Below are 25,504 nucleotides of genomic sequence, written 5' to 3' on the forward strand. Positions count from 1 at the left end.
ACCGCAAGGAACGCGCCGCCTGGCACGCCTGGCTCGACCGGCACCTACTCCCCCACCTCGAAGAACACGAACTCCACGACCCGGAACGCGACGACTACTGGCTACCACCCCTTGCGGACGACGACGAGCATCAACACTCCCTCTGGCACGCCGCCTAACGACCACGGGGTCTGACTCCCACCATCCCGAGGTGTGATGGACTTTGGCGGTCGTGTGCTGACCCATGGGGATTGCCTGCTCAGAGGTCGCCACAATGTTGCCATCGAAGGAAGGCAGTCATGGAAATCGCAACCGTCATCGCCGTAGCACTGGCTCTGTTCGCCGGAGTAATCCTCGGGCCTCGTGCCAAGAAACGGAAGGACAAAAAGACTCCCTAACGGGCGTCTTCACCGTTCACCGGTGTCTTCACTGTGCTGAGCCTCCTGCCAACCTGGGTGCGGCACAAGCCCCCGGCGCTTCGCTGCTTGTCCCGCACCCACGTGGACAGCAGGAACCATCAGCCCGCCTGCACCCACCCACCACGTCACCAACACGCCGACAGGTCACCTCGAGCGAGCAGTGGGTCTGCACAGCCTCCACGGACCCGAGTACAGCAGTGCAACCGGTCAAGACCCGGAACGGTCCCGGATCGGAATCTCACGGCGCGTGCACTGATCCGGGCGTACCCACGCCTCACGGGCCCGGGAGAACTCCACCCACTGCGCGTACACCGCGGTCGGGGTCCACGCCATCGCAAACCCCTTCACCGTCTGCTTCCCGCCATCCGGGTACTCCAGCGCAACCCACAGCGCCGGCGCCCTGGCCGGCTTCGTTACCGGCCCATCGGGCGCGTCGAGCTGCAGCGGAGGCACAAAGCGGTCCGCGTTCGGCGGAATACCGTGCCACCCGGGACGAGGAGCTGAAGTCATCGGCACAACCTACCGGGCTCCCCAGACACCGAGCCCCACTCCCCTACCGGTCGCCAACGTCCTGCGGATCGGTCGGAAAGCTTTGCGACGACTGGGGTAGCGGTAGAACACGACTTTGCTGCTGTCGCACCCTCTGGTGACTGCTGGAACGCATGTGGATGAAGCTACTGCAACGGAAACAGAAACACGGCTATCTGTGCCCCCGTATTTCTGTGTTTCAGTGCTACGCTTAGGGTATGAAAGTTGCCCTCGTAAACCTCAAAGGTGGAGTAGCGAAAACCACCAGCTCCATCTACATCGCTTCTGCTTTAGCGAGAAAAGGCACGGTCGTGCTGCTTGACGGTGACCCCCAGGGGTCCGCATCAGACTGGACGGGGCTCATCGAAGAGAGCGGGGAGTTAATGCCCTTCGCTGTGAGAGTCGTCAATCAACGCACAATGGAGAAGGCCACTCATGGGTTCGACCACAGCGTGATCGACACTCCCCCAGGCAACCCTCAAGTCATCGACGCCGCCATCGCCAGCGCAGATGTCGTGGTCATCCCTACCGATGCATCCGCGATGGACATCCAGCGGGTGTGGCCCTCGATTGAGGCGGCCGCACGAGCCGGTAAGCCCGCCGCCGTGCTCATTGTGCGCGCGAGACTGAACACTAGAAGCCTCGCGATAGCAGTTGAGACCTTCGAGAACGCTGGTGCCGCTGTCATTGACGCCTACATTCCACTCCGCGAAGACATCAAGAATGCCTACGGCACTATTCCGGCCAACCTGCACGGCTACGACCAGGTAGCACTCGACCTACTGGAGGTACACAATGGCATCGCCAGCTAAGAAGCCATCACTTGCAGAACGAATGGCACCCAAGGTGACCGCGATCGACCCGGCGCTGTCGAGCAACGGGCCCTCGGTCTCCTCGTCCTTCAAGAACGCCAACGAAGACTACGCAAAGCGCCTCACGCTTGACCTGACGCTCGCGCAGCACCGAAAGCTGAAGCTGCGAGCCATGGACACTGGAGTCCCCATGGCACAGATCCTCCGGGACTTCATCGACGGAATTACCGATTAGCCTCGCGGTCCGAGCGGTCAGGCACTCCCCCACCGCCTAACGCTGAACGACGAGCAATCACTCTGGCACAGAAATACGTAAACACGGATAGTTTCAGTGGTTACAAAGGGGACCTTTTTGCTGCATGAGGGCCGGCCTGCTGGCTGGCCCTCATGCATTCGCTTCTCGGCCCAGTCGAGTCTTGCTTCCATGGAAGCAAGCACTCAGTAGATAAAGGAACACAGAAATACGCCCGGACAGCTAGTCCGATGGTGGATGCGCGACTCCTGATCGCAGGGGGTTGCCGAATCTCGCGGCCTGAGCAGCCGGCCGCTCCCCCACCTCGCAAGCGTCAGTCACAGAGGCGGCCCCCGTGAAGGCCCCAGGTGCAGTCAAGTCCTTATTCCGCAGGCTTGAGCATCAGTAAATGAAGATACACAGAAATACGGTTTCACAGAAACGCCCGTCGATTTTCAACGGTCGGTGAATCTGCTGACGCCAGGGCTGGTGCACACTGCGCCCTTGAGCACTGCTTGCGGGCGGTTCTCCGGGACCCACGGCAGTCCAAGGGTCCCCCTGCCTCCCGTCACTCAGATGTCGGACACGCCTGAGGCTACTGAAATACAGAAAGATGTATCAACAGAAAGCCGTAAAAACAGATTTCCGTGTTGGCGGGGTGGCTGCCGCTGAACGCAGTGTGTCGTGGCAGCACCGGGTAACTCCGGGGACGCCTCTGGAAACCTAATCCGGTGGGCCCGAGGTCTGCGCATTCCCGCAGCCGGAAGCCGAGAGGCGCGCGAAAGGACGGGATGCCGTCCACGCCAACACAGAAAAATAGAAAAACAGAAAAGCGTAAACCCAGAAGCAAGTCCGGTAAGGAAAATGCATGTGGTCGCCATTCGTGCTCGGCGGGAGGGCTGACTTGGCGCCCCGCTCCAAGTCAGGCTCAAGGCGAGTGACCCTAAGCATTCGATTTTGGGGCGTAGGCCTCCAGTGCGGCAAGTGGGAGAGGGTTAGAGCAGGGTAGGCGAGAACTCGTAGCTGTGGATCAAGACAGTTGGGCGCCAGGGTGTGCCCGCCCGGCTCAGGGGAGTGATGGTCGTAAATCCCTAACCCGGTGGGTCGAATCTACACATCGAGCCATCAACGATGGGTTGATGGCTAGCGCGAGTCTGTGGATCTGTAAATCTGTTGACACTGCAATCTGTTTAAGTGTAAAAGCGTATACACAGAAATCCGTATTTCTGTGCATTCTTGAGCGGAGGGTGTGCCTAGGTTATGGAGGGCCGGTGTTTCGCACCGGCCTGCACGATGTTGTTGGGTGATCCTGCCCCGAGTTGAGAGTGTGGCGAGGGCAGGGAACCGGTGGAATGGGTGATGGCTGCGAACAATGGGGGAGTGGTGCTGGTGTTTGTTACTTCTGAATGGTGTGGCACTTACGGTGTAATGCCGGTCAGGCACTCAAGGGAGGTTGTGCACGGCCACTGCTCTCTCGAGGTGAGATCTCTGGGTGTCGGTGACGCGGGTGGTTGTGTGTAGGCGTCCGGTTGGGTTCCTGCTGTCCAAGTGTGTGTGGGTGGAGCGGGGAGAGCTTGGACTGTGCACAGTCGGCCAGGAGGTAACGCGTAGGCCCTACCCGCAGCCATGGAGGGTGTGCTCCTCGGATCATTGATGCCGGACATGGGGAAGGCCTCGTTCGGCTGCCCGAATGGGGGAATCAGGGAGACGTCCGGGATCTTCACTACCGGTGCACACCGGGGGACAGCCGTCCCCGTAATCCCGATGATGGAGGAGTCAAGCTGATGAGGAATCCGCCATACGCCGGGTCCAACGACACTAATGACTTTGATGATCTCGGCCCGAATGAGGCGGCGAAGATGCTGCAGTCGTACCGGCTGCTCGGGGACTGTTTCGAGCTCTCCGACGACGAAGACCTGTTCGGGTGGGGCTGGCTGATCGAGGGCTGGCGGGATCTGCTGGTAGGCCGTCAGGAGCAGCTGCAGCGCGCGGAGCGGGAGATGGCGGCCGCCGTCGGACTTGCCCACCATGAGGGTGGATCCTGGGACGACATCGCCCAAGTGCTCCGGTTGCGGCCGGCTGAGGTGTATGTGCGCGTCGGCCGGCCGACCCAGGGCCAGGACTAGACCCAGCCCGGGAGGCCGGTATCGGAGCCGGGGGAGGGGTTTAGTGGGCTGCCGTGTAGGCGTCGATGATGGTCTGACTGATCCGTCCGCGGGGGCTGGGGTTGTGGCCGTTGTCCTGGGCCCACTGGCGGATCTGCTGGGTGTCTTCACGCTTGGACCGGTTCGTCGACGTGCCCGACGTCGAGGACCGCTGGCTCTTCCGGCCGGTGGCTTTGCGGGCCTTGTTCACGTATTCGGCGAGGGTTGAGCGGAGTTTCTCCGCATTGTTCGTGGTCAGGTCGATCTCGTACTCGGTGCCATCGACCCCGAAGCGGACGGTTTCCTGGGCGATCTCCCCGTTGAGGTCATCGACGAGTTCGACCTGTACGCGCTGTGCCATTATCTGGTTACTCCTAGAATCGTTGACAGTAAATTGCTAATCCCCAGTGGTCGACTCTATCGCAGAATCAATATGTTTTGCACGCCCGCGTATTACTCGAAAAGCACCAAACCATTACGTGTGGCTGATTGCTGGTTTGTTGCCAACTGATTCGCGGGTGTGCACCGGGGCTCATATCAGATCTATGCCGTGTGCGCGTGGGTTGGGTTAGTGGCGTGGGGGAGTGGGCCTGTCAGCGGAGTTGTCCACGGACGCGTCCCTGGGATTGTCGGTGGGGGCGGGGGTGACGGAATTGAGCCATACCCAGCCTTCCCGGTGGATGTGGATGAGGGGTTCGAGGAATCGGATCTTCACGGCGGTCCTGGTGTAGGAGATGGCGTGGGCCTGGATGCGGAAGGCTTTGGAGGGGTAGCGGATCCACGCGTACACCCGGCGGGGTTCCGGGAAATTGGTGGCAGGAGTGTTCTCGAGGTCGAGTTCGGCCGCGGTGAGCATGATGAGTTCCTCGCGCATCACGAACTCCTCGATCCGCTCATCCATCGCACGGGCATAAAAAGCCTTGTACCTTCGGCTCTGACCCATAATTCGCTACTTGCTTCTCTATCTCCGGTCCGTATTGGCCCGGCACGAACCGATTACACCCCGACCGAACCCAATAAACGCATTGATCGTGAGCTAGTCAGGAAGTCGGCCGGGATTGCTCGGAGTTGGCTGGTGTCCGGTTAGAAGCCGTAGACGGTGATGACGCCGCGCAGCCGCCAGTTGGTTGATTGTGTGTCGGCGCTCATCTCGAACTCCAGCACCGGGGACGCCGGCCCGGTCTGTGCCTGGAACCGCCAAAACCGGGTGCCGGCATTGCCCCCAGACTCGGGTAGGGGAGGAGGGGTCGAGGTGGGTCCGGGTCGGTTGTTTGGGCTGGACCAGGAGGCGGGGGCGCCGATGACCTGCCACAGGCCACCCCGCCAGCGCAGCGCCAGCGGGAGCCCCGAGGGCAGGAACCGGACGGCCGCGGTCTCATCGAGCACCTGCGACGCGGTCTGCCCAACCGGTCCACCCTTCGTTCCACTATTAGCCCCACTGCCCGTCTTGCCGCCGGCCCTGGCGCCCTGTGCGGGGGTATGTGGGTGGGTGGTGTTCCTGCGGTGGGTGGTCGTGGTCGCCATGGGTGTGTTTCTCCTGATCCGTCCTGCCGTCCCTCGGACAGGTTCCTTAAAATAGAACACAGGTTCGATTATTTGGGAAGCCAAACCCGACAGCCGGGCCCGGTTGCTGACACACGGGGTGTGGGGCATCCACGTGTGGGCGGGTGGAGCCCGTGAGGGTGGAGCTCAAAGCCGTCCACAGGTGGGTGCGCCGCACCCCCGCCCTGCGTGTCCTCTGGTTACCCTCGACACCATGAACCGCACGAACAGTACGGACCGGACGGATCAAACAGACCAGATGGGCCAAACGAACCAGACGGGATCAGACGGTACTGCTGATCCGATGGATGAGCTGGCCGCGTTCATCCTGGCGCGCATCACCGACGATCTGGAGGTCCTCGCCGGGGCCGGGGTGATACCCGTTCAGGTGGGGGAGCGGCTGCTGACGGAGTGTGAGGTCAAACGCCGCCTGGTCGGACACGTCCAGAGCGTCGATTGGGCGTATGAGCCGGCCGGGGATCAGGACTACAGAGGCAAGATCCTCGAGCTGCTCGCCCTGCCCTGGGCCGCACACCCCGCCTACAACCCGGACTGGGCGACCTGACGCCGATGCAGACCCCCATCCACGCTCCTGCTGACCCGAGGGAGACGCCGTCGGAACGCCGAGACGACCTGATGACGGTTCCCGCGGGCGTGGATGAGCCGATCTTGTCCGAGGACGAGGACCTGTGGGCGGCGTGTGAGAGCAGGCAGGAGTGGCTGCTCATGTACTCCCGCGGCGTACCCGCACCGGTAATCGCCGCCTGGTGCAGGGTGCCCGTGAAGCGCGTGGCCCGCGCCGTCGACCGGCAGATCGAACGAGACCCGACATGGTTCGACCGATGCTGGTTGGTTCATGATCAGCCCGCATGGCCGGCGAACAGGAAGCACCGCCGGCGGAGCCGGGAGCAGGTGTGGTGGGAGCACTACGCCCGCCTCACAGCCCATGTGCGCGCTCACGGGAGGATCCCGGCGCAGAACGACAGTCAGGACAGTCGTGTGCTGTATCGGTGGGTGGAGAATCAGCGCAGGAACTACGACGCCGGCACCCTTACCCCCGACAGGATCCAGTCCCTGAATGCGCTGGGGGAGTGGGTGGGTATGAGGAGGGGTAATGCCGACGCGCTGTGGGCGCTGCGCCTCGAGGAAGTGCGGCAGTTCCACGCTCATACCGGGCGGTTCCCGATCTATGACCGCGTCCGGTACCCGGACGAGACGGTCCTCGCCGTATGGCTGGGCCGGCAGCGCACCTGGCAACGCAAGAACCGGCTGCGACCCGACCGCCTCCAAAAGCTCAACCAGACCCTGCCCGGCTGGTATTTGAACCGCTCTGGGTTTGATGGAGACTCGCGTTATGTGATTCCCACCAGCTGATTGTGGTTGGTTTGGCCAGCATAGAACGTCTGCTCGAACTCGGCGGGCGGGACATCGCCGAGGTAGCCGTGAAGGCGCTGCGTGTTGTGCCAGTGAACCCATCCGAGGGTCGCTAGCTCGAGGTCCTCGACCGTCTTCCACGGACCAGGGCGGGCTGGACCACGGACGAGTTCGGTCTTGTAGTATCCGTTCACCGTCTCCGCCAGGGCGTTGTCATAGCTATCGCCGACGGTCCCTATCGAAGGCGTCGCACCAATTTCCGCGAGGCGTTCGCCGTAGCGAATCGACGTAAATTGGCTGCCCGCGTCGCTGTGGCACCGAAGATCCTCGTGGTGAGTGCCTCGTGACCAGCGAGCCATCTCGATCGCGTCGAGGACCATCTCGGTGCGCATGTGCGACGCGCACCGCCAACCAACGATCATCCGCGAGTACGCGTCGATGATGAAGCAGACGTACGCGACGCCGGCCCATGTCGGGACGAAGGTCAGGTCGGTCACCCAGAGCCGGTTCGGCGCCGCTGCGGTGAACTGTCGTTTCACCAGATCCGGGTGTCTTGTTGCGACCGGATCCGGCCGCGTGGTCTTCACCCGCTTCGAACGGGTGGCGCCCTCGATGCCGGCAGATCGCATCAGCCGGCCCGTCTGGTCCCGGCCGATGACCATTCCGGCGCGACGCGCGGCTTTCCAGAGCTTGCGGACCCCATAGACGCGGTAGTTGTCCTCCCACAGGGCGACTAGCTCCGGGGTGAGGATCGCGTCGCTGACGGCACGCGCGGACGGGACGCGGTTCTTCGCGGCGTAGTACGTGCTCGGGGCCACCTGCAGCAGCGCGCAGATGGGCTCGACTCCAAGCGGTCGGCCTTCGACGATGTCGTGTCTGTTCACGTCGATGAACGCGATTACTTCCGGTGTTGGCGGTCGAGCTCCGCCCCGAAGAAACTCGCGGCCCGCTTCAGGATCTCGTTCGCCCGCCGCAGCTCCCGGACTTCTTGTTCAAGCTCCCGCACCCGCTTGGCCTCGGCAGTACTCACCCCAGGGGCCTGACCTTCATCGACGTCGGCCTGCCGGACCCATGACCGTACCGACTCCGTTCCGTACCCCAGCTGCGACGCGACCCGGTGAACTGTCCCGTGCTCGGTCCCGAGCTCTGCCCGCAAGGTCCGCACCATCCGGACCGCAGCGGCTTTCTCCTCCGGCGAATACCGACGAGCGGTCGGCTTCCCGGCTCCCTGACTTGATGCCATGACTCTATTCTCGTTTCCAAGGTCAGGAGTCTCCATCAAACCCAGAGCGGTTCATTACTTGCGCCACTGTTAGCCGCCGTCGATTCAAACTCGTCGTTGTTCGCGGCATGGCGCTTGTTCTGGCCCACTCTGCGGACAGTACGAGGGACCGCCGACAATCAGACCCTGATCGTGATCCCTCCTCTAGTCCCAGTCCGCACCCGTGGAGGCTGTGCACGGCCACTGCTCGCTCGAGGTGAGCTGCCCGTGTCGGTGACGCAGGTGGTTGTGTGCAGGCGGGCTCTTGGTTCCTGCTGTCCATATGTGTGCGGGACGAGCAGCGGAGCGTGGGGAGCTCGTGCCGTGCCCATGTGAACAGGAGGCGCGCCAGGGAGACGAGATGTCAGCAGGGTACGCGAAAGCGGCAAAGCCTATTCAGGCTCGATCGCTGATGTGGTTGCGAGATCTATTTGTAGACCAATAGTAGAAGGGGGAGGTATGGCCTGTGTCAGCCGACGACCCAGTCTTCCTTACGAATCAGGTCAATCAGCTTCCCGTGATTAATCTGCCGTTGTGCGCATACGTACGGGATTTTTGGTTTTGCTGGCCCGCCGTTGGTTTCACCGGAGATGACCATGCCGGATTTCACTTCAGCTACGGCGATGACGAAGGGGTCAGCGCCGTTCTTACCGCCTTGTTCGGACCACTGGGGGAATTGAGAGACGATGTCGCCGGCGACTGACGCGACCTCAGATGTCGTCGCGTACATGCTCGATGCCCGTCCCATGCCGGTTTCCTCACACCACTCCTTTACTGGTGCGTCTGTCGAAATCGCTTCCGTCCACGCTTCTTCGGAGATGAGGAGACGACCGTGAGAGATGAGAGCATCTACATGGTCCCAGAGCTTTGGGAAGTGACGGCGCGGATAGAACCGCTCGATGCCGTCGATCAACGCGCTGGTATCGAGGGAGTAGGTCAGAGCGGTCACGCGAGAACCTCCGCGGAAGTAATTCGATCGACAAGTTTAGGAATCTTGTCGTACGAGACGTCGAGCAGTCGGGCGGTGTCCCTGGAACTCAGGGCACCTTCGTTGTGAGCACGGACCATGGAGGCGATGAAGGGTCGTCCAAGGTCACGTACTTTGAGCTGGTAGTAAATGGGTGTGTCCCGTCCGCTTCGAGCGTCCTTCTCGTCTTGTTTGTGTCGTTCATAGGCTGACCGGAACTCACCCCTCATTTCGGCATAGTCGTCCCACGTCGCCAGCCCAAGATGGATCATCCTGATCAGCCCCGCCTCGGCACTGGCTCCAAACCGGTCGGAAACTGTCCTGAGATCCGTGTAGGAGGTCGGATCGATTCTGAGGTCTCGGGATAGACTGGCGAATGCTCGACCTGGCATCAAGGCCGCAGCTGCCACCCGATCGCAGTAGCGCTCCTCGGGGGCAGACGATTGACGACTCAGGTCGCACAGCCCGCTGTGACGCAGGCTCACGTGTGCCAGCTCGTGAAGGAATGAGTAGATCTTCCCCCGAGGCCAATCGGCTCCGTTCAGAGCAATGACGGGGGCGGGGTCTCCTGAAATGGAGAAGCCGCGCATCTCGGTCACCGGCACACGTTGTACCTGAATGACCAGGTAGCCGCGTTCTTCCACCTTCCGGACGAGGGTCCTCAACAGCTCCAAGGGCTGGGCGAGGCTTCGGGCTGGAAGCTTGTCCAAGCCGAGGTGTCCTCGGAGTTGGTGGCCTGCTTTTTCCGGATCAGTTTCGTCGATCTGAAGAATCTGAAGCGGCGGCAGGAAGTCTTCACCGAGCTCCTCGCGGACATCCAGCAGTGCCTCCTGCTGGCGTTTGGCACGCAGAATCGCCTTGCGCAGGGCAGCTGATTCCTCGCCTTCGGACTCTGGCCGGCGGAAGTCGGGCAGATCGAAAACTTGTTCTTCCTCTGGAGGAGCGGTGAGGAATAGGGCAGCCAGCGGGCGGTTGTATGCATCGGCTGCGGCTCGCAACTGGTTAATTGTGGGTTCAGTGTCGCCACGCTCCCACTCGGCTAACCGGGTGATGGAGACACCAATGCGCCGTGCGGCTTCCTCATCTGAGAGTCGCGCGGAGGTGCGGGCCCACGACAGAACGTTGGGTGACGCGGCGAAGCGGCGCAGCTTCATGTCATGTCCCCCAGTCCATTGCTTGATTCTAACGGTCGATAAGGTGCAACTCGGTGTTAATGGCGGAGTGTCTACCGACAACGGTGCGCGAGGTAGAAGTGATGCAAGGCTTAGAACACATACCGGAACGGTCACAGTTAGCAAGGAGCAGGCCGAAGTGCACTGTCGAAGGACGGGGAGCCAGGCGTACACAGTGACCGTGCAGGGATCCTTCAGTGGGCGGGTCTCGTGCGGCGGTGGTGCGTTCGTTTAGAGGTGGGCCGTGAGAATGGTGCGTCCGCGATTGAGGATTTCCATGATGGTCAGCCGTTCCTGGCGGGTGAAGTCTGGGCTGTAGTGTTCCCCGGCCGGGGTGATGCTTTCAAGGTTGTTGCCGTAGAAAAGCTTGTCATAGCAGGCAGAGGCTTCCGGCCCCCGGTCCTCCAGGGAGGCTCCGAGGCTACGGGCTATGTCGTTGAACAGGTTCCACGCGTTGAGGATCTGCGCGCAGACTGCCTCCGAGGCCGGTAGTTCGAGCAGCTGGTCCAGTCCATCCAGGTTTTGCGGCTCCTCATCGCCCTTCTCCAAGGCCAGACCATGCCGGTCTGCCACCGCTTCGAACCCGTCCGCCGGGGACACGGTCACTACCCTGTCACCGTCGGTAAGGACGCAGTCGGTGTCCTCGTCGGGTTCGCCGGTTCCGTCCTCGGTCTGCCACACGAGGCCCAGTGTCCGGCTGCTGAACCGGATCCAGTGCCCATACGAGATCATCATTCTTCGGACATTACCGATGAACCCGACTGTGGCGGATCAGACGTGCCTGCGCTTAGCTTTCGTCATGCCAACCTTCCGAACTGTCGGCGTGCGTAACCCGATCCTCACCCGGGCCGCACCCGACGCGCTCGAACACATCCACGAGTGGATGCCCATCATGGTGCTTCTCAACGCGGTCAGGCGACAATATGAGTTATGAATGAGATCGCCATACACGGCCGCGAAAACGACCTAGACGCCGTCGTGGCTACGCCTGCTGGTTTCGTGCTCGTTGTGGGAGATTCCGGTATTGGAAAGTCGAGTTTTCTCTCCAGCTTGACCATCTGGCCCGATGAACCTTTGGTATCGAGCCCCATCGTCCTGAAGTCGGTAGAAGGTTCCTTACAAACGGCTCTCGCCGACGCGATCAGTGATTGCATGTCGCAGTATCTGACCGAAGCGCCCGACGTGGGCACCGCTTGGACCGTAGTGAAGTCAATCGCGGATCGGGCGACGACGGTCACCGGCGGTGAGATTGGTGGCGCGATTCTCGCTCGTGCTCTTACGTATGCCGAATCGAAGCTCGGAAAGGAAGTCATCGACATCGGTAAGAAGGTGCTCGGTGACGTTTCCAAAGGTGGCATCTTGGGCTTTGCTGATCAACTAGCATCAATCCGAGTTCTTAACCGTGCGAAAGAGTTGTGTGATATCGCTGCAGACTTCAGCCGGGCCGCGGGCCGCCCCATTGTGCTGCGGCTCGACAACGCAGAGCGCCTCGTGCCATCTGATCGCGGACTGCTGACGGAACTCGTCGACACCGTCGTCGGCTCGGTACGGATCGTAGCTTGCGTTACGCCCCATCACGCGGCGGGTGACGAAATAATCTTGCAGATGAAGATGCGAGGTACTGAGCCGCATGAGCTGCTTCCGCTTGCGCAGCCCGCCATCGAAGAGTGGCTCAGTTCCGCTCATGTGCCCCCGGCTCACTGGGACACGATCGTTCGACTCTCAAGTGGATATCCGTTCTTCATTGCCGATGCCATCCAACTATCAGGCGCGGACGCATCCTTCGACGAGATCACCGCCCCGAACGGTTTTGACGTGCTTATGCGCGAGTCCTGGAAAAATATCCCTGAAAATCTTCGAGCAATTGCAGCCCGACTAGCTCCCTTCACTGACCCACCAAGTGACGCCTTCATCCTTCAATATCTAGGGTTTAATATTTTAGAATGGGGAATCCTGACGGATTCGTTGCTCGAATCAGGCATTTTTATCCGTCGCTCTGATGGTGAGGCTTGGTTCCACGATCGGCGGCGTGCCTTCATTTGGGAGCGGGTTCTCGCTGATAAGGCACGAAAGCACGTTGCTGGAGAAGCGTTTGCCGCCGTCTCATCGTGGGTGGACGGGCGGAGTGACTTTGAGCTGTGGGTGCCCTCTGCAACGGCGGTTCTTGCAAGAGCCTCCGAGATATCGGCGGCCGGGAGTGCCACTCAGGACCTTCTTGCGCTGCCCGACGAAGGCATCGCTTTGCTGTGGGGTCTGATTGAGGTGATCGAGCCGGATTCAATGCTCGCCCCCTTCGCCGAGATAGGGGAGGTGCTGCGTCATGCCGAGGCGCGGTCAGGTCGAGTAATAGATGCGCTGGCTTCCATGGCGCAACTCAAAGAAAAAGGCTTGATTCAAACAGACGAGGCAGATCACCTCCGCCTCGTACGCAGCAATGTTCGACAGAATAGCGACTATGCTGCTTTGCTCGGCGAGATTCAACTACGTTTTCACACTACTCCGAGGCCGCGTCTCGCAACCGCAACCTTCAACGCGTTCATACGTCCCGTAATGGGCTCGTTTAGCGCAGCGGTGATCAACCTAGGCACCTCAAGCCTCGCCGCGCATAAGGACCACGCGAGGGCGTTGCGTGACCCCGGCGTCATCGAGAGTGCCAGCGATTTGATAGGTCTCGGGGCGACGGTAACCGTCGATGGCCAGCAGTTCAGCTTCACTGCCAGATTTCGAAATCATGAGGCTAGAGACCAGGCAGAGCGAGCGGTGCTTGCCATTGCCGACCGCACCTCGCGTGTGCGACCCGACAGAGTGCTTCCCCTGCCACAGCCGCGCCTGCGATACGCACGCTATCGGATGGCGATGGAATTACTGGGGCTGAAGCTGGCGAAAACGTCATCGCCTGCCCCAGAGGAAATCATCACTTTCCTCGATTTGAGGGCGCAGTACGCGACAGCGCTAGGAACGATCAGTACAGTCGACGAGGTTGAAGTGCTCAACTTGGGGCGTAGGCGCTTTCTCGTTGAGACACGTACAGCCCCTGACTCTTGGACCTCATTCGAAGTACGCACGGACAACGTGCGGCCCACACAAGACATCGCGCCCTTTGCTTCCGATCCTCGCAATCCGTTTTTCGAGCTTCAGCTGCGTGCCGACGGCTTCTTAGCTGGCGGGGAGCACATCGTTAAGGCGACGACTCATTACGGCTCGAAGTCTTCGATCCCCCATCCGCTGACGGCAGTTATGGATGATATAGACACGGCTGGTAAGAAGTACAACTCAGGGCTCCGGTCGGTGCTTTTCGCCCCTGATCCCGAAATGCTCGAGCGAGAGATTCGCGGTGAGCGTCAGCGACTCATGAACGCGGTGAGTGCGTTGGAATCGGTTGGCGTCGAAGAAGCGACCGATCATCAGCGTTCGTTGCTCGTGGGCTTTTGGGAGGACACGGATGCAGGGTGGAGTGACTTCGGCAACTGGAATGCGTGCGCTCTAGAGGTTGATGATGGCCAAGGCGTCGTAGTTGTCCGAAGACTTCCGAGACGACCCACTGAACTCTCCGCCTGGCCCATAATTGCGGTACCTAACGAGTTCGGTGACCATGTCGGGGCAATAGTATCTTCATGGTCACATGGTGAGGCGGACTCGATTATTGCGCCCCTGTTGGGATACTCCGACTACGATGCGCGAATGATGGACCTCGATACGCCAATCGGTCAAATGATTCGGAGCACGCACGACATTCTTGGCGAGTGAACTTACCTCCTGAGGCGAGCACAATGGTGTTGGCGGCATCTCAGCCCTCGCCCTTTTATTGTGGTGGTCGGTTCAGGAGCGACAGAATCTGGTTTGGTAGCGCATCACTAGCCTTCGAAAGGACTGTCTCAAGCGGCACTGCGTGATGCGATTGGTTAACATCGACCGCCTGCGTCCACACAACGGGCTTGTAGCGTGTGATCATCGACAGTCCGTAGAGCAGTACCCACCAGCTAAGGATTGGATCCAGCGATTTCTGCCCTGGGACGACCGCCGGCATGAGTACCGTGGACCTCCTGTAGCCGCGAAGGTGTGATTCGAAGTTCTCAAGCTCAAACTTTGCTAGATCTAGGCGTGCACCCGCATCATCGATGTGCTGTCCGTTGCCTGTGGTTGTAACGAGTAGGGCCGGTTCAAGGTCCGGGTATTGACGCTTTATTGCCGCACCGTTCTCCTCTGCGTCCTGTTCGCTCAGAGGGATCGTGAAGTGACGCTGGCTGTACTGCCCTGGAAGCGAACCGTCGTAGACACGATTGACGAAGAGCGGAAGGGGGTAGTTGGGCTGTGGGAAATCTAGAGAGACTTCGAGAACCATGTTCCACATTGCAGCCAGAGACACAGGCGTCTTTAGGGGATCTGAATTGAGCAACCATGCGAGCCTGCCGAATGATGAGTCAGTTCCGCCGTCTCCTCTAATCTCGCAGCTAAAGAGAGCATCTGCTTTGAGGCTGTCTAGCTGCAAGAGTTTGAGTCCGTGCCCCCGCACCTCAGGTGAAGTCGTTTTAGCCGTGGGTGTAAGCGCCGCTGATATCGCCCGTCCTGCCTGAGACAGCCCGTAATACAAGTTGAGGGACCTTGATTCGTAACCGATGTGCTCAGCCGCCTTGAACTGCTGCTCAGCCTGTTCCAGAGCGCTCACGAATAGTTGCTTCCGGCTCTCGGGCATCCAGGTAGGAGGTCTGGAGCGAAGCGCGCGGATTCTGAGCCAGCTTTCCTTGGAATCCTCTGAGTCACCTTCGAAGATGCGTCTTGGCATTAGACCATCTTCCGCCAAGTTGCTGCTCCTTTGGGGACGTGCAGCTGTGGCCCGTCTGTAGTCGGTGAGAGCTTGCGCAATATGACGGCAAGCCGGTCGTTTACTGGCACCACGCAGGGGTTCCGGACCTGCCGGCCGCGCCAGGCCGGGGGAGGGACGTTTAGCCCGGGCGATGAAGACGGGCGCAAACGTACCTCAAGCGGTACGCCTATCCAGGGCAACCGCCCTCCGAACGCGTCTCAAAAAACTACAGTTTTCCAAGACACTCAGGTGGCACCTTTGGGGCCCGAGAACTTCCGTGGAACTCCAGGGCACGCTCTGTCTCGGAAAGCCGTCTCGCTATAAAATGTCTCAGTTCTCGTGTCACCCGGACTTTCTGAGGCACACTAGTCAAATGAGGCATCTTGGATACACCCGCGTGAGTACATCGACGCAGGATGCGAAGCTGCAACTCGACGCACTAGTCGCCGCCGGGGTGCAGAAGCGGGACGTGTTCGCTGATGTGACCTCCGGGAGCAGAACCGCGCTTGAGCGGCCCGGAATGAAGAAGCTACTCGAGTACGCCAATGAAGGTGACACCGTCGTGGTCTGGCGGGTCGACCGTCTCGGGCGGTCGTTGATCGATGTGCTGAACACGGTGAACCTCCTTCGTGAGCGGGGGATTTTAGTGCGGTCCTTGTCGGATGGCATTGATCCGGAAACCTCGACGGGCCGGCTGATGCTGAACATGCTCGCCACCCTCGCCGAGTACGAGCGTGAACTCATCGTCGAACGCGTCAACGCCGGCCTGGTGGCGGCCCGGCAGAACGGGACCCGCTTCGGCCGACCACGCTCGGACCCGAAGGTCATCGCCGCGAAGCTCGACGTCGTGGCCGACGCCCGCGCGAAAGGCAGGACCGCCGAGGATGCGGCGCGTCTGGTTGGCTGGAGCAGGGCCACCCTGTACCGGCACCAGCAAGCCCACGAGGCCCAAAACCATACGAGCTAAACCTATCCGCCGCAACCGCCCCGTAGTCAGGGGAGCGCGATGATCCGACTGATCCGCTAGTTGCTGACCTCGAGCATCCGGTACAGCTACCTGTTCGTCCGTTTCATCCTCCGGCTCCCGCTGCTACTGCTGCCCATCCCGCCGCGGGTCCGCAACAAGATCGCCGGCGCGCTGGCGATCGCACTCTGGTTCGCCGGCCTGTACGTTCTGGTCGTCGCGGCCGCCGCGCCGTGGTGGGGTCAGCTGATGGTCGTCGCCGCAGCTGCACTGGTGATCGTCGGAGTGGTGCGGATGGAGGGTCGCCGGCCGATCGTCCGCCGAGCAGCGCGGGTCCGATGACGTCCTGGCAGAGGTAGCCGGCGATGAGACAGCGCAGGGTAGAGGCTGACCGATTCTGGGAGAAAATTTTCAAGGGCCCGCGGCCGCATGATTGCTGGATCTGGACCGGCGCGGTGGCCGACGATGGCTACGGGCGGTTCTGGGTCGCCAGGGACGGTGAGCAGCGCGCCCTGCGGCCGCAACGCTACGCCTACGAACACCTCACCGGGGAGACCCTGCACCCCGGCATCGCGCTCATGCACGTCTGCGACGTACCCCTGTGCGTTCACGCCAGCACCGGGGCAGACACGCATCTGCTGCCGGGCACCCAGGCGTTGAACATGCTTGACCGGTCCCAGAAGGGCCGGCACGCGAACGCCTCGACCTTCCGGTGGCGCGGTGTTGGCCGTGCCCAGTTCCGCGCCCAGTCGCTCACACTACGCACAGCCCTCCTCGAGCACGGCTGGAACGAACCGATCATCCGCCCCCTAATCAGCGGCATCGACCCCGAAGCACCAACGCTCTTCTGACCACGGAAGGGTCCTCTCGGCCATCGCCGTGTCAGGGCCATGTTCTACGCTGTGTAGTGGAGTCCTGTTTTGGGTGTCCGTCGTACCCGACCTACCGTCGTTGGAGCATCATGCCTGTGAGCTCGATCCCGCGCCCCGCCGAGTTGGCTCACCGCGTCCGCAGCGCGTTCCGCGCCCGGGTCTCCGGAGACCCCACTGGGGCGCCGGACTGGGTGCGCGACATCGCCCTGGTCGGAGAAGGCCCAGGCTTGTTCGAACCCGACGGCGTCGTCTGGCAGGTCCACGGTGGCCTTTCCACTTTGGTCGGCGGCGTCGCGGCCCTCCTCGGACAGGGCGCACACCCGCTCGCGATGGCCGGGGTCGCACGGCACTCCTCCTACCGCAGCGACCCCTGGGCCCGCCTCGCCGGGACCGCGCGCTGGCTCACCATCAGCACCTTCGGCTCCGCGGAACTGGCCGAACGGGATTCAGCGCGGGTCCGCGGCATGCACGGGCGGGTTCGCGGCACCACCGACGACGGCCGCGCCTACTCCGCCTCCGACCCCGCCCTGCTCCGTTGGGTGCACCTGGCCTTCACCGACGCCTTCCTCGGAGCCCACGAGGCCGTCGGCCACGACCTCGCCCCGCGATTCGGTCGCAACTGGGCCGACACGTACATCGCCGACTGGTCCCGCAGCGCCCAGGCGCTCGGAGCCGAGGACCTCCCGGTCAACCGCCAGGAACTCGCCGAGGCACTGCGCGCGATGGAACCCGACCTCGAACCCGTCCCCGCCGAGCTCCTGACCTTCCTCTCCGCCCCAGACGGGCTGAACCGGGCCGAGCGGATCTTCTACAGCGGCCTCGCAAGCGCCGGAGCGCTGGTCATCTCCCCGTCCGTGGCTCCCCTCGCCGGGGTGCCCGGTCGCGGCGACCGCTCGCTTGCTAATCGCCTTCGGTTGCAGCGCACCCGCTTGCAGTTGCGGACCTTCCAGCTGGCCCTCGGACCGCACAGCCCCTCCGTGGATGCGGCGCGCTACCGGCTCGGCCTCGCTGGCCCCCCGGACTGGCTCGACTGAGCCGCGGCCGCAACTACTGCCCCGACCACGCTCACCACGTCTGGTCGACGCCAATGAGTGAATGAGTAATTGAATGGTTGAGCACGGGCCGCCACCGATGGTGCCGGCCCTTCGTCGTTCCTGGGGTTCCTGGCCGGCGCCCGCAGGTGGCCGGCGGCCGCGGGTGTCTCACCTGTAGTGCTTCCCTGGTTTCCGCTGGCGCTCCAACCAGGGCAATGGTCCTGCGCTTCGCTCCGGCCTGTTCCGGCCAGGCTGCACCTTCGTCGCATCCAGTCCGGGCGTTTTTCGCTGCTGTCCTACGGATTATGCGCCCCCGCTCCACACCATCAACCGGCTCCGCCGGCATCGGGCACACCAATTCTGTCCGGCGCTCCTGCGTCGCTTATTTCCTCCCAGGATTGCCGCACCCTCGCACCTACGGCGTTGAGCACTGCTCCGTCGGAGACGAGCGAGCGAGCTCGCCAGCAGGCAAAAAACAACTGTGAGTCTTGCAGTGGTTGGTCTGGGACTGGCTGGCAGTGTTGATGCCGGTCGTTCTGCCTGGCGGGTGACTCGAAAAAGCAATGGCCCCGTGAGGGTGCATTTCCCCCGACTTGTCCGCGCTGGGTGGAGTGGCCGGCGTTGACCTGTCCCACGACGGTGGCTTGATTAGAAGCCTGCCCAGCCCCTGCGGTTGTGGCTCATCACAGTTTTGCCTCGACGTGACTCCTCCCAGGTCAGTGCCGGTCGCGATGCGACCAGTCATGCCCGTTCGATAGGAAGGAGGGTGGCCGCAGTGACCCTCGTTGCGCAGACCCGCCCATTCGTCATCGGCGTGGACTGCCACGCCCGCACACACACGTACGCCATCATCGAAGCCAGTAGCAAGCGACAGGTCGCATGCGAGCAGTTCCCGACCACCTCGGCAGGGATTTCCCGCGCACTCGCTTGGGTAGGCCGACGCACTGACGGCGATATGGCCTGTCTTTGGGCCGTCGAGGGTGTCGGCTCGTACGGGGCGCGTCTGGCACGGGCCGTAGCCGACGCCGGTTATGACGTCGCCGAGGCTCCACGGATGAATGCCCGGGGGCGCCGGGGGATCGGCAAATCCGATCCGCTAGACGCCGCCGCCATCGGAGGCGCTGTCATTGGCTTGGAGGAGTCCCAGCTGCGAGCCCCGCGCCGGGATAAAGGAGCCCGTGCCGGGCTCAGGATTCTGAGCGCAGCCCGGGATCAGTTGACCCGGGACCGAACAGTGAACATCAATGCACTCACCGCCCTACTCCGGGCCCATGATCTGGGAATCGACGCCCGTAAATCATTGGTTCCTGCCCAGATCGACACGATCACCAGATGGCGGGAACGACAGGAACAGATCGAACTATCGATCGCGCGCGAGGAAGCAGTTCGGTTGGCGCGCCGCGTTCACGAGGTGACCGACCAGCTGATGGCGAACCAGAAACGCATGACAGAGCTGATCCAGCAGAGCCCCGCGGCGCCGCTGCTGGAGATGGTCGGCGCCGGGGCCGTCACAGTCGCTGCTGTCCTAGCAGCGTGGTCGCATCCAGGAAGGGTTCGCAGCGAAGCTGCGTTCGCGTCCCTGGCAGGGGTGAACCCCTTGCCGGCCTCAAGCGGGAACACTGTCCGGCACCGGCTCAACCGGGGCGGTGATAGGCGCCTCAACCGAGCCTTGCACACCATCACCATGACCCGGATGGTCCACGACCCCGGAACCCGGGACTACGTCGCCAGACGCACCCAGGAAGGCCGCAGCTACCGCGAGATCCGCAGATCCCTCAAGCGCTACATCGCCCGAATCCTCTACCGCCAACTCAACTCCCTTTACGCCGCCGCGGAACCTACCCGGTTCCAGGCTGCCGGGGGAGCCCCTTACCTGGAATAGGAGAACTGGGGGAGCGTGCCGACTTCGGTTTGATCGACGGTTCAGGTGATGCACGATTGCGATCCTGATGCGTTCTTCGAGGTGGTGGTAAGACCTACTGTCCGTGCGTCGCCCATGATGCAGGGATAACGACTGACACACTCAAGTGATGCGCACCGAAGAGATACTGGAAGCCGCGAGAAAGCGGGCGGATGCCTTGAGCCGACACGACAGCGCCCTGTTGTGCGAGCTCCTCCACCCGCAGTTCTCCTGGACCTCCCACAAAGGCGACCAGTTCAACCGCGAGACCTACCTTCAGTCCAACATTGGCGGGCGGAACACCTGGCACAGTCAGATGCTCGAAGACCCGAAGATCACGATGTGCGGCTCCACTGCGGTCCTCACCTGCATCGTGAGAGACGACGTCACGACTGCCGCGGGGCGCAACGAATACCGAATGCCGATGACCCAGGTATGGACGGAAGAAGAGGGTGCTTGGCTGCTGGTCGCGGGACACGCGGGACCACTTCTCCCGTCCTCCTGGGCCACTGAACTGACTCTTCCGCTCGAGGATCCTTGAGCGACACCGCCTTGCAGTCTTGAGCGGCTAGGGCGTGCTGTGTTGCGAAGATGGGTGCATGCGGAAGGAATCTGACATGCGGGACCGTCTTCGTCAGTCTTTTCGATGGCTGGGGGACCGAACCGATCCTGACTTCAGGGCTGATGTCACAGGATGGTGGCGGAGTCCGGACACGCTCCTGTCGCTCGGTTCTAGTCTCGCGGGACTCTTCGCTGAGTCAACACCGACCGTTGTCATGGGTACCGAATCTCACGGGAGCCTGCTCGGCGTTTTGACCGCGCAGCATTTAGGGATCGGCTTCGCGGAAGTGCGGAAGGATCCCGGTCGCGCGGCCGATAGCGATGCCTGGTGGGAGGTTTCCACGGGACCTGATTACATCGACAGGAACTTACGGCTCGGGCTGCGTCGCTCACTGTTGCAGGCAGGGGACAGGGTTCTCTTTGTCGATGATTGGATTGCCACCGGCGCTCAAGCAGAGGCGTGCTATGCCCTCGTCGAGATGAGTGGTGCATCCTGGATCGGCGCCGCGGTGGTCGTGGACGGCCTCGAGCGGGCCCATTTGCGACGAAAGCTTCAGGTTAGATCCTTGCTCACCGTTCGGGAGCTCTAATCCACCCGAGGCAAACCCTGTCGGTGGGCGATCCTTCAGCGGGGATGCCCTCGCGCTAAGGCACTCGCTTGCCGTCGTAGCCATGTATCAAGCCGAGGCGAGCGAGTGAGACATAGGGCAGGTACCAGTCGATGGACTGCTCAGACAGCCACTCGTTGAGTTCTTCGAGGGATTCAAACGAGGGGTCTGGGTCGTCGTCCCCGGGCCCGGCCAGCATTTTGTCGGTGATGAAGTAGGCGGCGGCGAAGCTGAAGTCCTTTGGTTCGTAGGATCGGTTCAGGTCGGCGTCGCCGTATACGTGGATGAGGAGGTCATGGCCAATGTATGAACCGGTAATCACCCTGCCGGCAAATTCACGCCGTCCAGCAACGAGTCCTTCCCAGGACGGCGCATAGCCGTAGTCGGGCTCGGGCTGGGCTTCCAGTTCCAGCAGGCGAACTTTCCGCGCGCGCCACTCGCGCCTGAGCTTCAGCTTCAGCTCCCACCACTTCCACATCGCCTAATCATGGGGCATCGGATCAACCCACGACGAGCAAGAGGACAGTCTTACTCGGGTACTTTGCTGAAGGATTCCTGATCGGACAGTTCATGCCTGAGCAGTTTGTCTTTACCGGCTGCGGCGGAAAAAGCTGATGAGGGCGGCTTGAGCATCATCCAGGGCGTGGTCGTACGCGGCAGTATCGAAGATGATGGGTGGTGCGTTGGTGATCAGAGCATCTTCGCTGATGCCGTCGGCGTCATCAATCCACCCAAACCTCTGCCACCTCACTGTGCTCTGGTCCCGGCTGACCTGCACGCCGAGGATTCCGTCCGATACGTCGAAACATTCCCCGCAATAGAACAGCTCAGCGGTTATGGGTCTACCTTCGGGACTTGACCCACGGAGCTGCCGTAGCTGTATCAGAGCTTCCCGCATCGATGATCGAGAGAGGCGAGTGACTAGGGGAGGCACGGGTACATCGAAGTCATACTCCGGTTGTTCCCAGTCCCGCCACCACAATCGCAAAGGCCGACCATCAATGAGGATGTCTAACCGCTTGCTCTCGCGACGCCTTGCGCGGCGGGATCTGTGGCTGAACTCCGAATCGACAAAGTCAGGATCCTGCGGACGGAACGTCAGGACGTTCAAGGAGCTCATCACCGCATCCTAGGCGGAGGGCGTACGCCGAACCGGCGTCCGCACGCCGATCCCTCAGCGGGTCATACCGGTTTTGGCCCGCTCGAGTAGTTTCGGCCTAAGCGCCACTCGAAGCCATCTGACTCGATGACCAGTTTGCGGACTACGCCTCGGCCGAAGAGGCTGCGCCGTTCGCTGACACGCCCTTCTCCTTCGAGGTAGGCATGCATGAGGCGGCAAATCTTCCTAAGCTCTCCCTCTTTGTAGGCCTCGATCACGTCTTCGGGATCGTCGTCTTTCTCGCCGTCATCCACCAGAATGCCCGTTTGAACATTCAGTTCAGGGATGAAGACCTCCATCCACACGTGTCCGGCCCGAATGATCGCGGTGCGGTCCTGGCGGAAGCGGCTGTTCACCTGGACACTGTGCGTTCCGTGCGCTTCGTCAGAGCTGACACGCATGCTGACGAAGTCTTCATTGAACACCTCGGTGATGACGCGATCGAGCATGGCCTTGTTATCGGTGGTCATAGTGCAAGCATCTCAAGCTTCGCCAGCAGCCAAACGACGGCGGATACGGCACGCGGGCCGATCCCCTCCCCGGACGAAACAACTCGGTCCGCGCCTGCGCCCGATTCCAGCCGGTTGACAGACATAGAAGCGTCGGGGGAAGGGTCCACTGCTGGTCACCAAGGGCCCCGACACCACCACTGCAACCAAGGAGCAACACCGTGAACACTCAGCTGACCACTCAGCCAACCCTTGAAATGATCGCCCCGCGCACACTCACCGTGGACGTGAACGTGCGCAAGGACGCCGCCCTGACGCCCGAGTTCATCGCGAGCATCAAGGAGCACGGCGTGATCGAACCCGTGATCGCACACCGCAAGGACGACGGCACCGTGCACGTCCTGATGGGACAGCGCCGCACCTGCGGCGCGGTCGAAGCCGAGACACCCCTGATCCCGGTCATGGTCGTCGCCAGCCCGGAGGAAGCCGAGCGGATCACCACGCAGGTCGTGGAAAACGTTCAGCGTTCCGCGCTGACCGACGCGGACGAGGCCGACGCCTTCCACCAGCTGTCCCTGCTGGGAGTGAGCGCGGCGCAGATCGCGAAGAAGACCGGACGCGCCAAGACCCAAGTCGAGGGCGCGCTGAAGGCCAAGAAGAGCACCGCAGGGGAGGCCGCGCTGTCCAAGGGCCGCACCATCAAGGAAGCTCTCGTGCTGGTCGAGTTCGCCGACGACGAGGACGCCACCGCGCACCTTGAAGCCGTCCTCACGGAAGAGCCGGACATGCTCGCCCACGTCGCCCAGCAGTTGCGCGACGATCGAGCACACCAAGCCGCACGCGCGGCGCTGGTGGCCGAGCTGGAAGCGGCAGGCACACCGATCGCGGACGACGTGAGCTGGGGATACCACTCGACCGACGACAACGTGCGCGTCACCGAACTGCTCCGCGCTGACGGATCGCAGGCCACAAAGGAGGACGCGAACGCCGCCTACATCAACGGCGCCTTGACCGTGATCCCGGTCGTCACCGGGTGGAAGGAGCTGGGCTTCAAGCTCCGCTACAACTTCGGTTCAGCCGCACCCAGCGGACCCATGAGCGACGAGCAGAAGGCCGCACGGAAGACCCTGATCGCCAACAACAAGGCCATGGAATCGGCGACGGTCGTCCGGCGCGATTTTGTCCGATCCCTGCTGGCGAAAAAGCAGGCACCGAAGGGCTGGCAGTACTTCACCGTCCACGCCCTGACCCACCACTCCGAGGTCACCAGCGGCTACGAGGGAGCCGTGGCCGCTGAGATGGCCGGAGCGAAGATCGAGGGCAAGGAATCGTGGGGATGGAACCCACTCCGCGACCACGTCGCGAAGACCACCACCCGCCCCGAGGTGCCCATGATCGCGCTGGTCTGCGCAGGGTTCGAGAAGACCATCGCCAAGGACTCGTGGCGCTCACCGCACCGGAGCCACCTGACCTACCTCACGCAGTTGGTTACTTGGGGGTACACGCCGAGTGAGGTCGACCAGATCATCCTCGACAGCGCGAATAAGACCACCGAACCCGACGAGGACACAGAGACGTTCGAGGAAGTCCACGCGGACGAGGAGGAGATGATCGCCGAGGAGTACGCGGCCGAGTAGCACCGGGCACCGGTGGTGCAGGGAGTGACAGCCCTGCACCACCAGCCCCGGCCCGGGAGAGGGGAAGGTGGTCAGCTCGCCACTGGTGGGCGGGGCGGTTCGCCGCCGCTACGGGAGCCTCGAGCTGTGGTCGCCGGCGACGAACCGCCGTCCTCGCGCTCAAGCTCACTGAGGCTCCGGTGCCGCGCACCAGGTACGCACGCACCGGCCGCGCTGCACGCCGACACGACCAGGAGAAAGGACTACGCAGATGCGTTGCCCACAGAAGAGGGGACCGACACAGTCGGTCCCCTCACTTCGTGCTGCCCGCTAGGGCGTCACCCGCTAGGCGGCCTTCGTCTCGGCGGCGACCTGCTCCGCGTCATCTGCTGTTGCCGCCAGCGTCGGTTCGGTCCGCACTTCTTCGGACGACGAGCTGGTGCCGGCACCGTCCAGGGCACGCTTCATCTCGGCGGTACTGAGCCCGAGCCGGGCGGCTACCCCTGCCCGACTCTCTCCGGTATCGAGCATCTGCTGCACCTTCGCGCCAGCTTCCTTCGCGGCCGCTTCCGCGTCCTGCTCGGCTTTCGCCAGGATCGCGTCAGCACGCTCCCGCGCCTCGGCGCGGATCTGCTCGGCCTGCTGCTCCTGCTCGAAGAACTCCGCCGCCAAGTCAATCAACCGCTCGTGCCGCTCGGTCAGTTCCTGAGCTTTCGCCCTCGCCTTTTCCCGCGCCGCTACCTGCTGCGCTGACTTCCTCGGTGCTGCCATGATGACTCGTCCCCTTCACTCATCCTGCGTGCAAGACCCGTACCTGATACTGCGTCGGCCACGACTTGCGATCCGACGCACTTTCCCTGCCAAACCTAACGGTTAGCAGCCGGTCACCACAGGTAGACCCCGACCGATCACCGACCCTGTCCGACGTCACCGCTGGCACCCACGAGCCGACTGCGGAAAGCAGATGCGGACCTCGCTGGCGCTCGGACTGGATGCAACGGACGTTGACCACACGTGGACAGCTCCGAGATAACCTAACGTCTCTATGCTGCCCACCTGGTGGATAACGTCCGTTTGCGGTTCCACACAATCGAACGAGCCGGTGGA

26 protein-coding genes are annotated in these 25,504 nt (G+C 62.2%); 14 read left to right on the plus strand and 12 right to left on the minus strand.

The window, feature by feature from the left end; translation table 11 throughout:
- The first annotated feature begins 1,144 nt into the window (after window positions 1–1,144).
- The 3 genes from ACX80F_RS14620 (at window position 1,145) to ACX80F_RS14630 (ending at window position 4,096) form a co-directional block, all read left to right on the plus strand.
- Window positions 1,145–1,738, plus strand: a complete 594-nt coding sequence (locus ACX80F_RS14620) for an AAA family ATPase (RefSeq protein WP_459337131.1) — start codon at window positions 1,145–1,147, stop codon at window positions 1,736–1,738.
- Between the two features lie 22 nt (window positions 1,739–1,760).
- Complete coding sequence (locus ACX80F_RS14625; RefSeq protein ID WP_459337132.1) at window positions 1,761–1,973, plus strand: hypothetical protein; 213 nt, start codon at window positions 1,761–1,763, stop codon at window positions 1,971–1,973.
- Window positions 1,974–3,754: 1,781 nt separating this feature from the next.
- Window positions 3,755–4,096 (plus strand): hypothetical protein, encoded by a 342-nt coding sequence (locus ACX80F_RS14630; protein ID WP_459337133.1) that lies wholly within the window; start codon window positions 3,755–3,757, stop codon window positions 4,094–4,096.
- A gap of 40 nt (window positions 4,097–4,136) precedes the next feature.
- On the opposite strand, the gene ACX80F_RS14635 is transcribed toward ACX80F_RS14630, so the two are convergent.
- From ACX80F_RS14635 to ACX80F_RS14645, 3 genes are all read right to left on the minus strand, one after another.
- On the minus strand, window positions 4,137–4,475 hold the full coding sequence (locus tag ACX80F_RS14635) for a histone-like nucleoid-structuring protein Lsr2 (protein WP_459337134.1): 339 nt from the start codon (window positions 4,473–4,475) through the stop codon (window positions 4,137–4,139).
- Between the two features lie 207 nt (window positions 4,476–4,682).
- Window positions 4,683–5,015: a hypothetical protein gene (locus ACX80F_RS14640; RefSeq protein ID WP_459337135.1), complete on the minus strand. Its 333-nt coding sequence runs from the start codon at window positions 5,013–5,015 to the stop codon at window positions 4,683–4,685.
- Window positions 5,016–5,197: 182 nt separating this feature from the next.
- On the minus strand, window positions 5,198–5,638 hold the full coding sequence (locus ACX80F_RS14645) for a hypothetical protein (protein ID WP_459337136.1): 441 nt from the start codon (window positions 5,636–5,638) through the stop codon (window positions 5,198–5,200).
- 232 nt (window positions 5,639–5,870) lie between these two features.
- Between ACX80F_RS14645 and ACX80F_RS14650 the strand changes: the two genes are divergently transcribed.
- Window positions 5,871–6,221, plus strand: coding sequence for a DUF6221 family protein (locus ACX80F_RS14650; RefSeq protein ID WP_459337137.1), 351 nt, complete (start codon window positions 5,871–5,873; stop codon window positions 6,219–6,221).
- A gap of 71 nt (window positions 6,222–6,292) precedes the next feature.
- Complete coding sequence (locus ACX80F_RS14655) at window positions 6,293–7,030, plus strand: helicase associated domain-containing protein (RefSeq protein ID WP_459337138.1); 738 nt, start codon at window positions 6,293–6,295, stop codon at window positions 7,028–7,030.
- Here ACX80F_RS14655 and ACX80F_RS14660 read toward each other — a convergent pair.
- The 4 genes from ACX80F_RS14660 to ACX80F_RS14675 all read right to left on the minus strand — a co-directional run bounded on the left by ACX80F_RS14660 (window position 7,009) and on the right by ACX80F_RS14675 (window position 11,165).
- A protein-coding gene (locus ACX80F_RS14660) for an IS3 family transposase (protein ID WP_459337139.1) occupies window positions 7,009–8,273 on the minus strand; the annotation gives its coding sequence in 2 pieces (ribosomal slippage) (window positions 7,009–7,970 and window positions 7,970–8,273; 1,266 coding nt in all). The genes ACX80F_RS14655 and ACX80F_RS14660 overlap by 22 nt on opposite strands.
- Window positions 8,274–8,760: 487 nt before the next feature.
- Window positions 8,761–9,240 (minus strand): DUF4411 family protein, encoded by a 480-nt coding sequence (locus ACX80F_RS14665; RefSeq protein ID WP_459337140.1) that lies wholly within the window; start codon window positions 9,238–9,240, stop codon window positions 8,761–8,763.
- Entirely contained in the window at window positions 9,237–10,412 is a 1,176-nt protein-coding gene (locus tag ACX80F_RS14670; RefSeq protein ID WP_459337141.1) for a helix-turn-helix domain-containing protein, read from the minus strand. Before ACX80F_RS14670 ends, ACX80F_RS14665 begins: the two co-directional genes overlap by 4 nt.
- 249 nt (window positions 10,413–10,661) lie before the next feature.
- Window positions 10,662–11,165 carry a hypothetical protein gene (locus tag ACX80F_RS14675; protein WP_459337142.1) on the minus strand — a complete coding sequence of 168 codons (504 nt, stop codon included), beginning with the start codon at window positions 11,163–11,165 and terminating at the stop codon, window positions 10,662–10,664.
- A gap of 195 nt (window positions 11,166–11,360) precedes the next feature.
- Here ACX80F_RS14675 and ACX80F_RS14680 point away from each other — a divergent pair, with 195 nt between their 5' ends.
- Entirely contained in the window at window positions 11,361–14,177 is a 2,817-nt protein-coding gene (locus tag ACX80F_RS14680; protein WP_459337143.1) for a hypothetical protein, read from the plus strand.
- Between the two features lie 55 nt (window positions 14,178–14,232).
- Here ACX80F_RS14680 and ACX80F_RS14685 read toward each other — a convergent pair whose 3' ends face one another.
- Entirely contained in the window at window positions 14,233–15,213 is a 981-nt protein-coding gene (locus ACX80F_RS14685; RefSeq protein ID WP_459337201.1) for a YaaC family protein, read from the minus strand.
- 394 nt (window positions 15,214–15,607) lie between these two features.
- Here ACX80F_RS14685 and ACX80F_RS14690 point away from each other — a divergent pair, with 394 nt between their 5' ends.
- From ACX80F_RS14690 to ACX80F_RS14720, 7 genes are all read left to right on the plus strand, one after another.
- On the plus strand, window positions 15,608–16,201 hold the full coding sequence (locus tag ACX80F_RS14690) for a recombinase family protein (RefSeq protein WP_459337144.1): 594 nt from the start codon (window positions 15,608–15,610) through the stop codon (window positions 16,199–16,201).
- A 60-nt stretch (window positions 16,202–16,261) separates the two neighbouring features.
- Entirely contained in the window at window positions 16,262–16,540 is a 279-nt protein-coding gene (locus tag ACX80F_RS14695) for a hypothetical protein (protein WP_459337145.1), read from the plus strand.
- A gap of 113 nt (window positions 16,541–16,653) precedes the next feature.
- On the plus strand, window positions 16,654–17,049 hold the full coding sequence (locus ACX80F_RS14700; protein WP_459337146.1) for a hypothetical protein: 396 nt from the start codon (window positions 16,654–16,656) through the stop codon (window positions 17,047–17,049).
- A 110-nt stretch (window positions 17,050–17,159) separates the two neighbouring features.
- Window positions 17,160–18,104 carry an oxygenase MpaB family protein gene (locus ACX80F_RS14705; RefSeq protein ID WP_459337147.1) on the plus strand — a complete coding sequence of 315 codons (945 nt, stop codon included), beginning with the start codon at window positions 17,160–17,162 and terminating at the stop codon, window positions 18,102–18,104.
- 775 nt (window positions 18,105–18,879) lie between these two features.
- Complete coding sequence (locus ACX80F_RS14710) at window positions 18,880–19,986, plus strand: IS110 family RNA-guided transposase (RefSeq protein WP_459337202.1); 1,107 nt, start codon at window positions 18,880–18,882, stop codon at window positions 19,984–19,986.
- Window positions 19,987–20,134: 148 nt separating this feature from the next.
- A complete protein-coding gene (locus ACX80F_RS14715; protein WP_459337148.1) occupies window positions 20,135–20,545 on the plus strand; it encodes a nuclear transport factor 2 family protein in 411 nt (136 codons plus the stop codon).
- Between the two features lie 76 nt (window positions 20,546–20,621).
- Window positions 20,622–21,155, plus strand: coding sequence for a phosphoribosyltransferase family protein (locus ACX80F_RS14720; RefSeq protein WP_459337149.1), 534 nt, complete (start codon window positions 20,622–20,624; stop codon window positions 21,153–21,155).
- A gap of 55 nt (window positions 21,156–21,210) precedes the next feature.
- Here the strand turns inward: ACX80F_RS14720 and ACX80F_RS14725 are convergent, their stop codons facing one another.
- The 3 genes from ACX80F_RS14725 to ACX80F_RS14735 all read right to left on the minus strand — a co-directional run bounded on the left by ACX80F_RS14725 (window position 21,211) and on the right by ACX80F_RS14735 (window position 22,802).
- Window positions 21,211–21,651 (minus strand): hypothetical protein, encoded by a 441-nt coding sequence (locus ACX80F_RS14725; RefSeq protein ID WP_459337150.1) that lies wholly within the window; start codon window positions 21,649–21,651, stop codon window positions 21,211–21,213.
- A 111-nt stretch (window positions 21,652–21,762) separates the two neighbouring features.
- A complete protein-coding gene (locus ACX80F_RS14730; protein WP_459337151.1) occupies window positions 21,763–22,293 on the minus strand; it encodes a hypothetical protein in 531 nt (176 codons plus the stop codon).
- A gap of 62 nt (window positions 22,294–22,355) precedes the next feature.
- A complete protein-coding gene (locus tag ACX80F_RS14735; RefSeq protein ID WP_459337152.1) occupies window positions 22,356–22,802 on the minus strand; it encodes a hypothetical protein in 447 nt (148 codons plus the stop codon).
- A gap of 212 nt (window positions 22,803–23,014) precedes the next feature.
- Between ACX80F_RS14735 and ACX80F_RS14740 the strand changes: the two genes are divergently transcribed.
- Window positions 23,015–24,418: a ParB/RepB/Spo0J family partition protein gene (locus ACX80F_RS14740; RefSeq protein ID WP_459337203.1), complete on the plus strand. Its 1,404-nt coding sequence runs from the start codon at window positions 23,015–23,017 to the stop codon at window positions 24,416–24,418.
- 324 nt (window positions 24,419–24,742) lie between these two features.
- On the opposite strand, the gene ACX80F_RS14745 is transcribed toward ACX80F_RS14740, so the two are convergent.
- Complete coding sequence (locus tag ACX80F_RS14745; protein ID WP_459337153.1) at window positions 24,743–25,168, minus strand: hypothetical protein; 426 nt, start codon at window positions 25,166–25,168, stop codon at window positions 24,743–24,745.
- Window positions 25,169–25,504: the final 336 nt, after the last annotated feature.

The sequence above is a fragment of the Arthrobacter sp. TMS2-4 genome, from assembly GCF_054511075.1.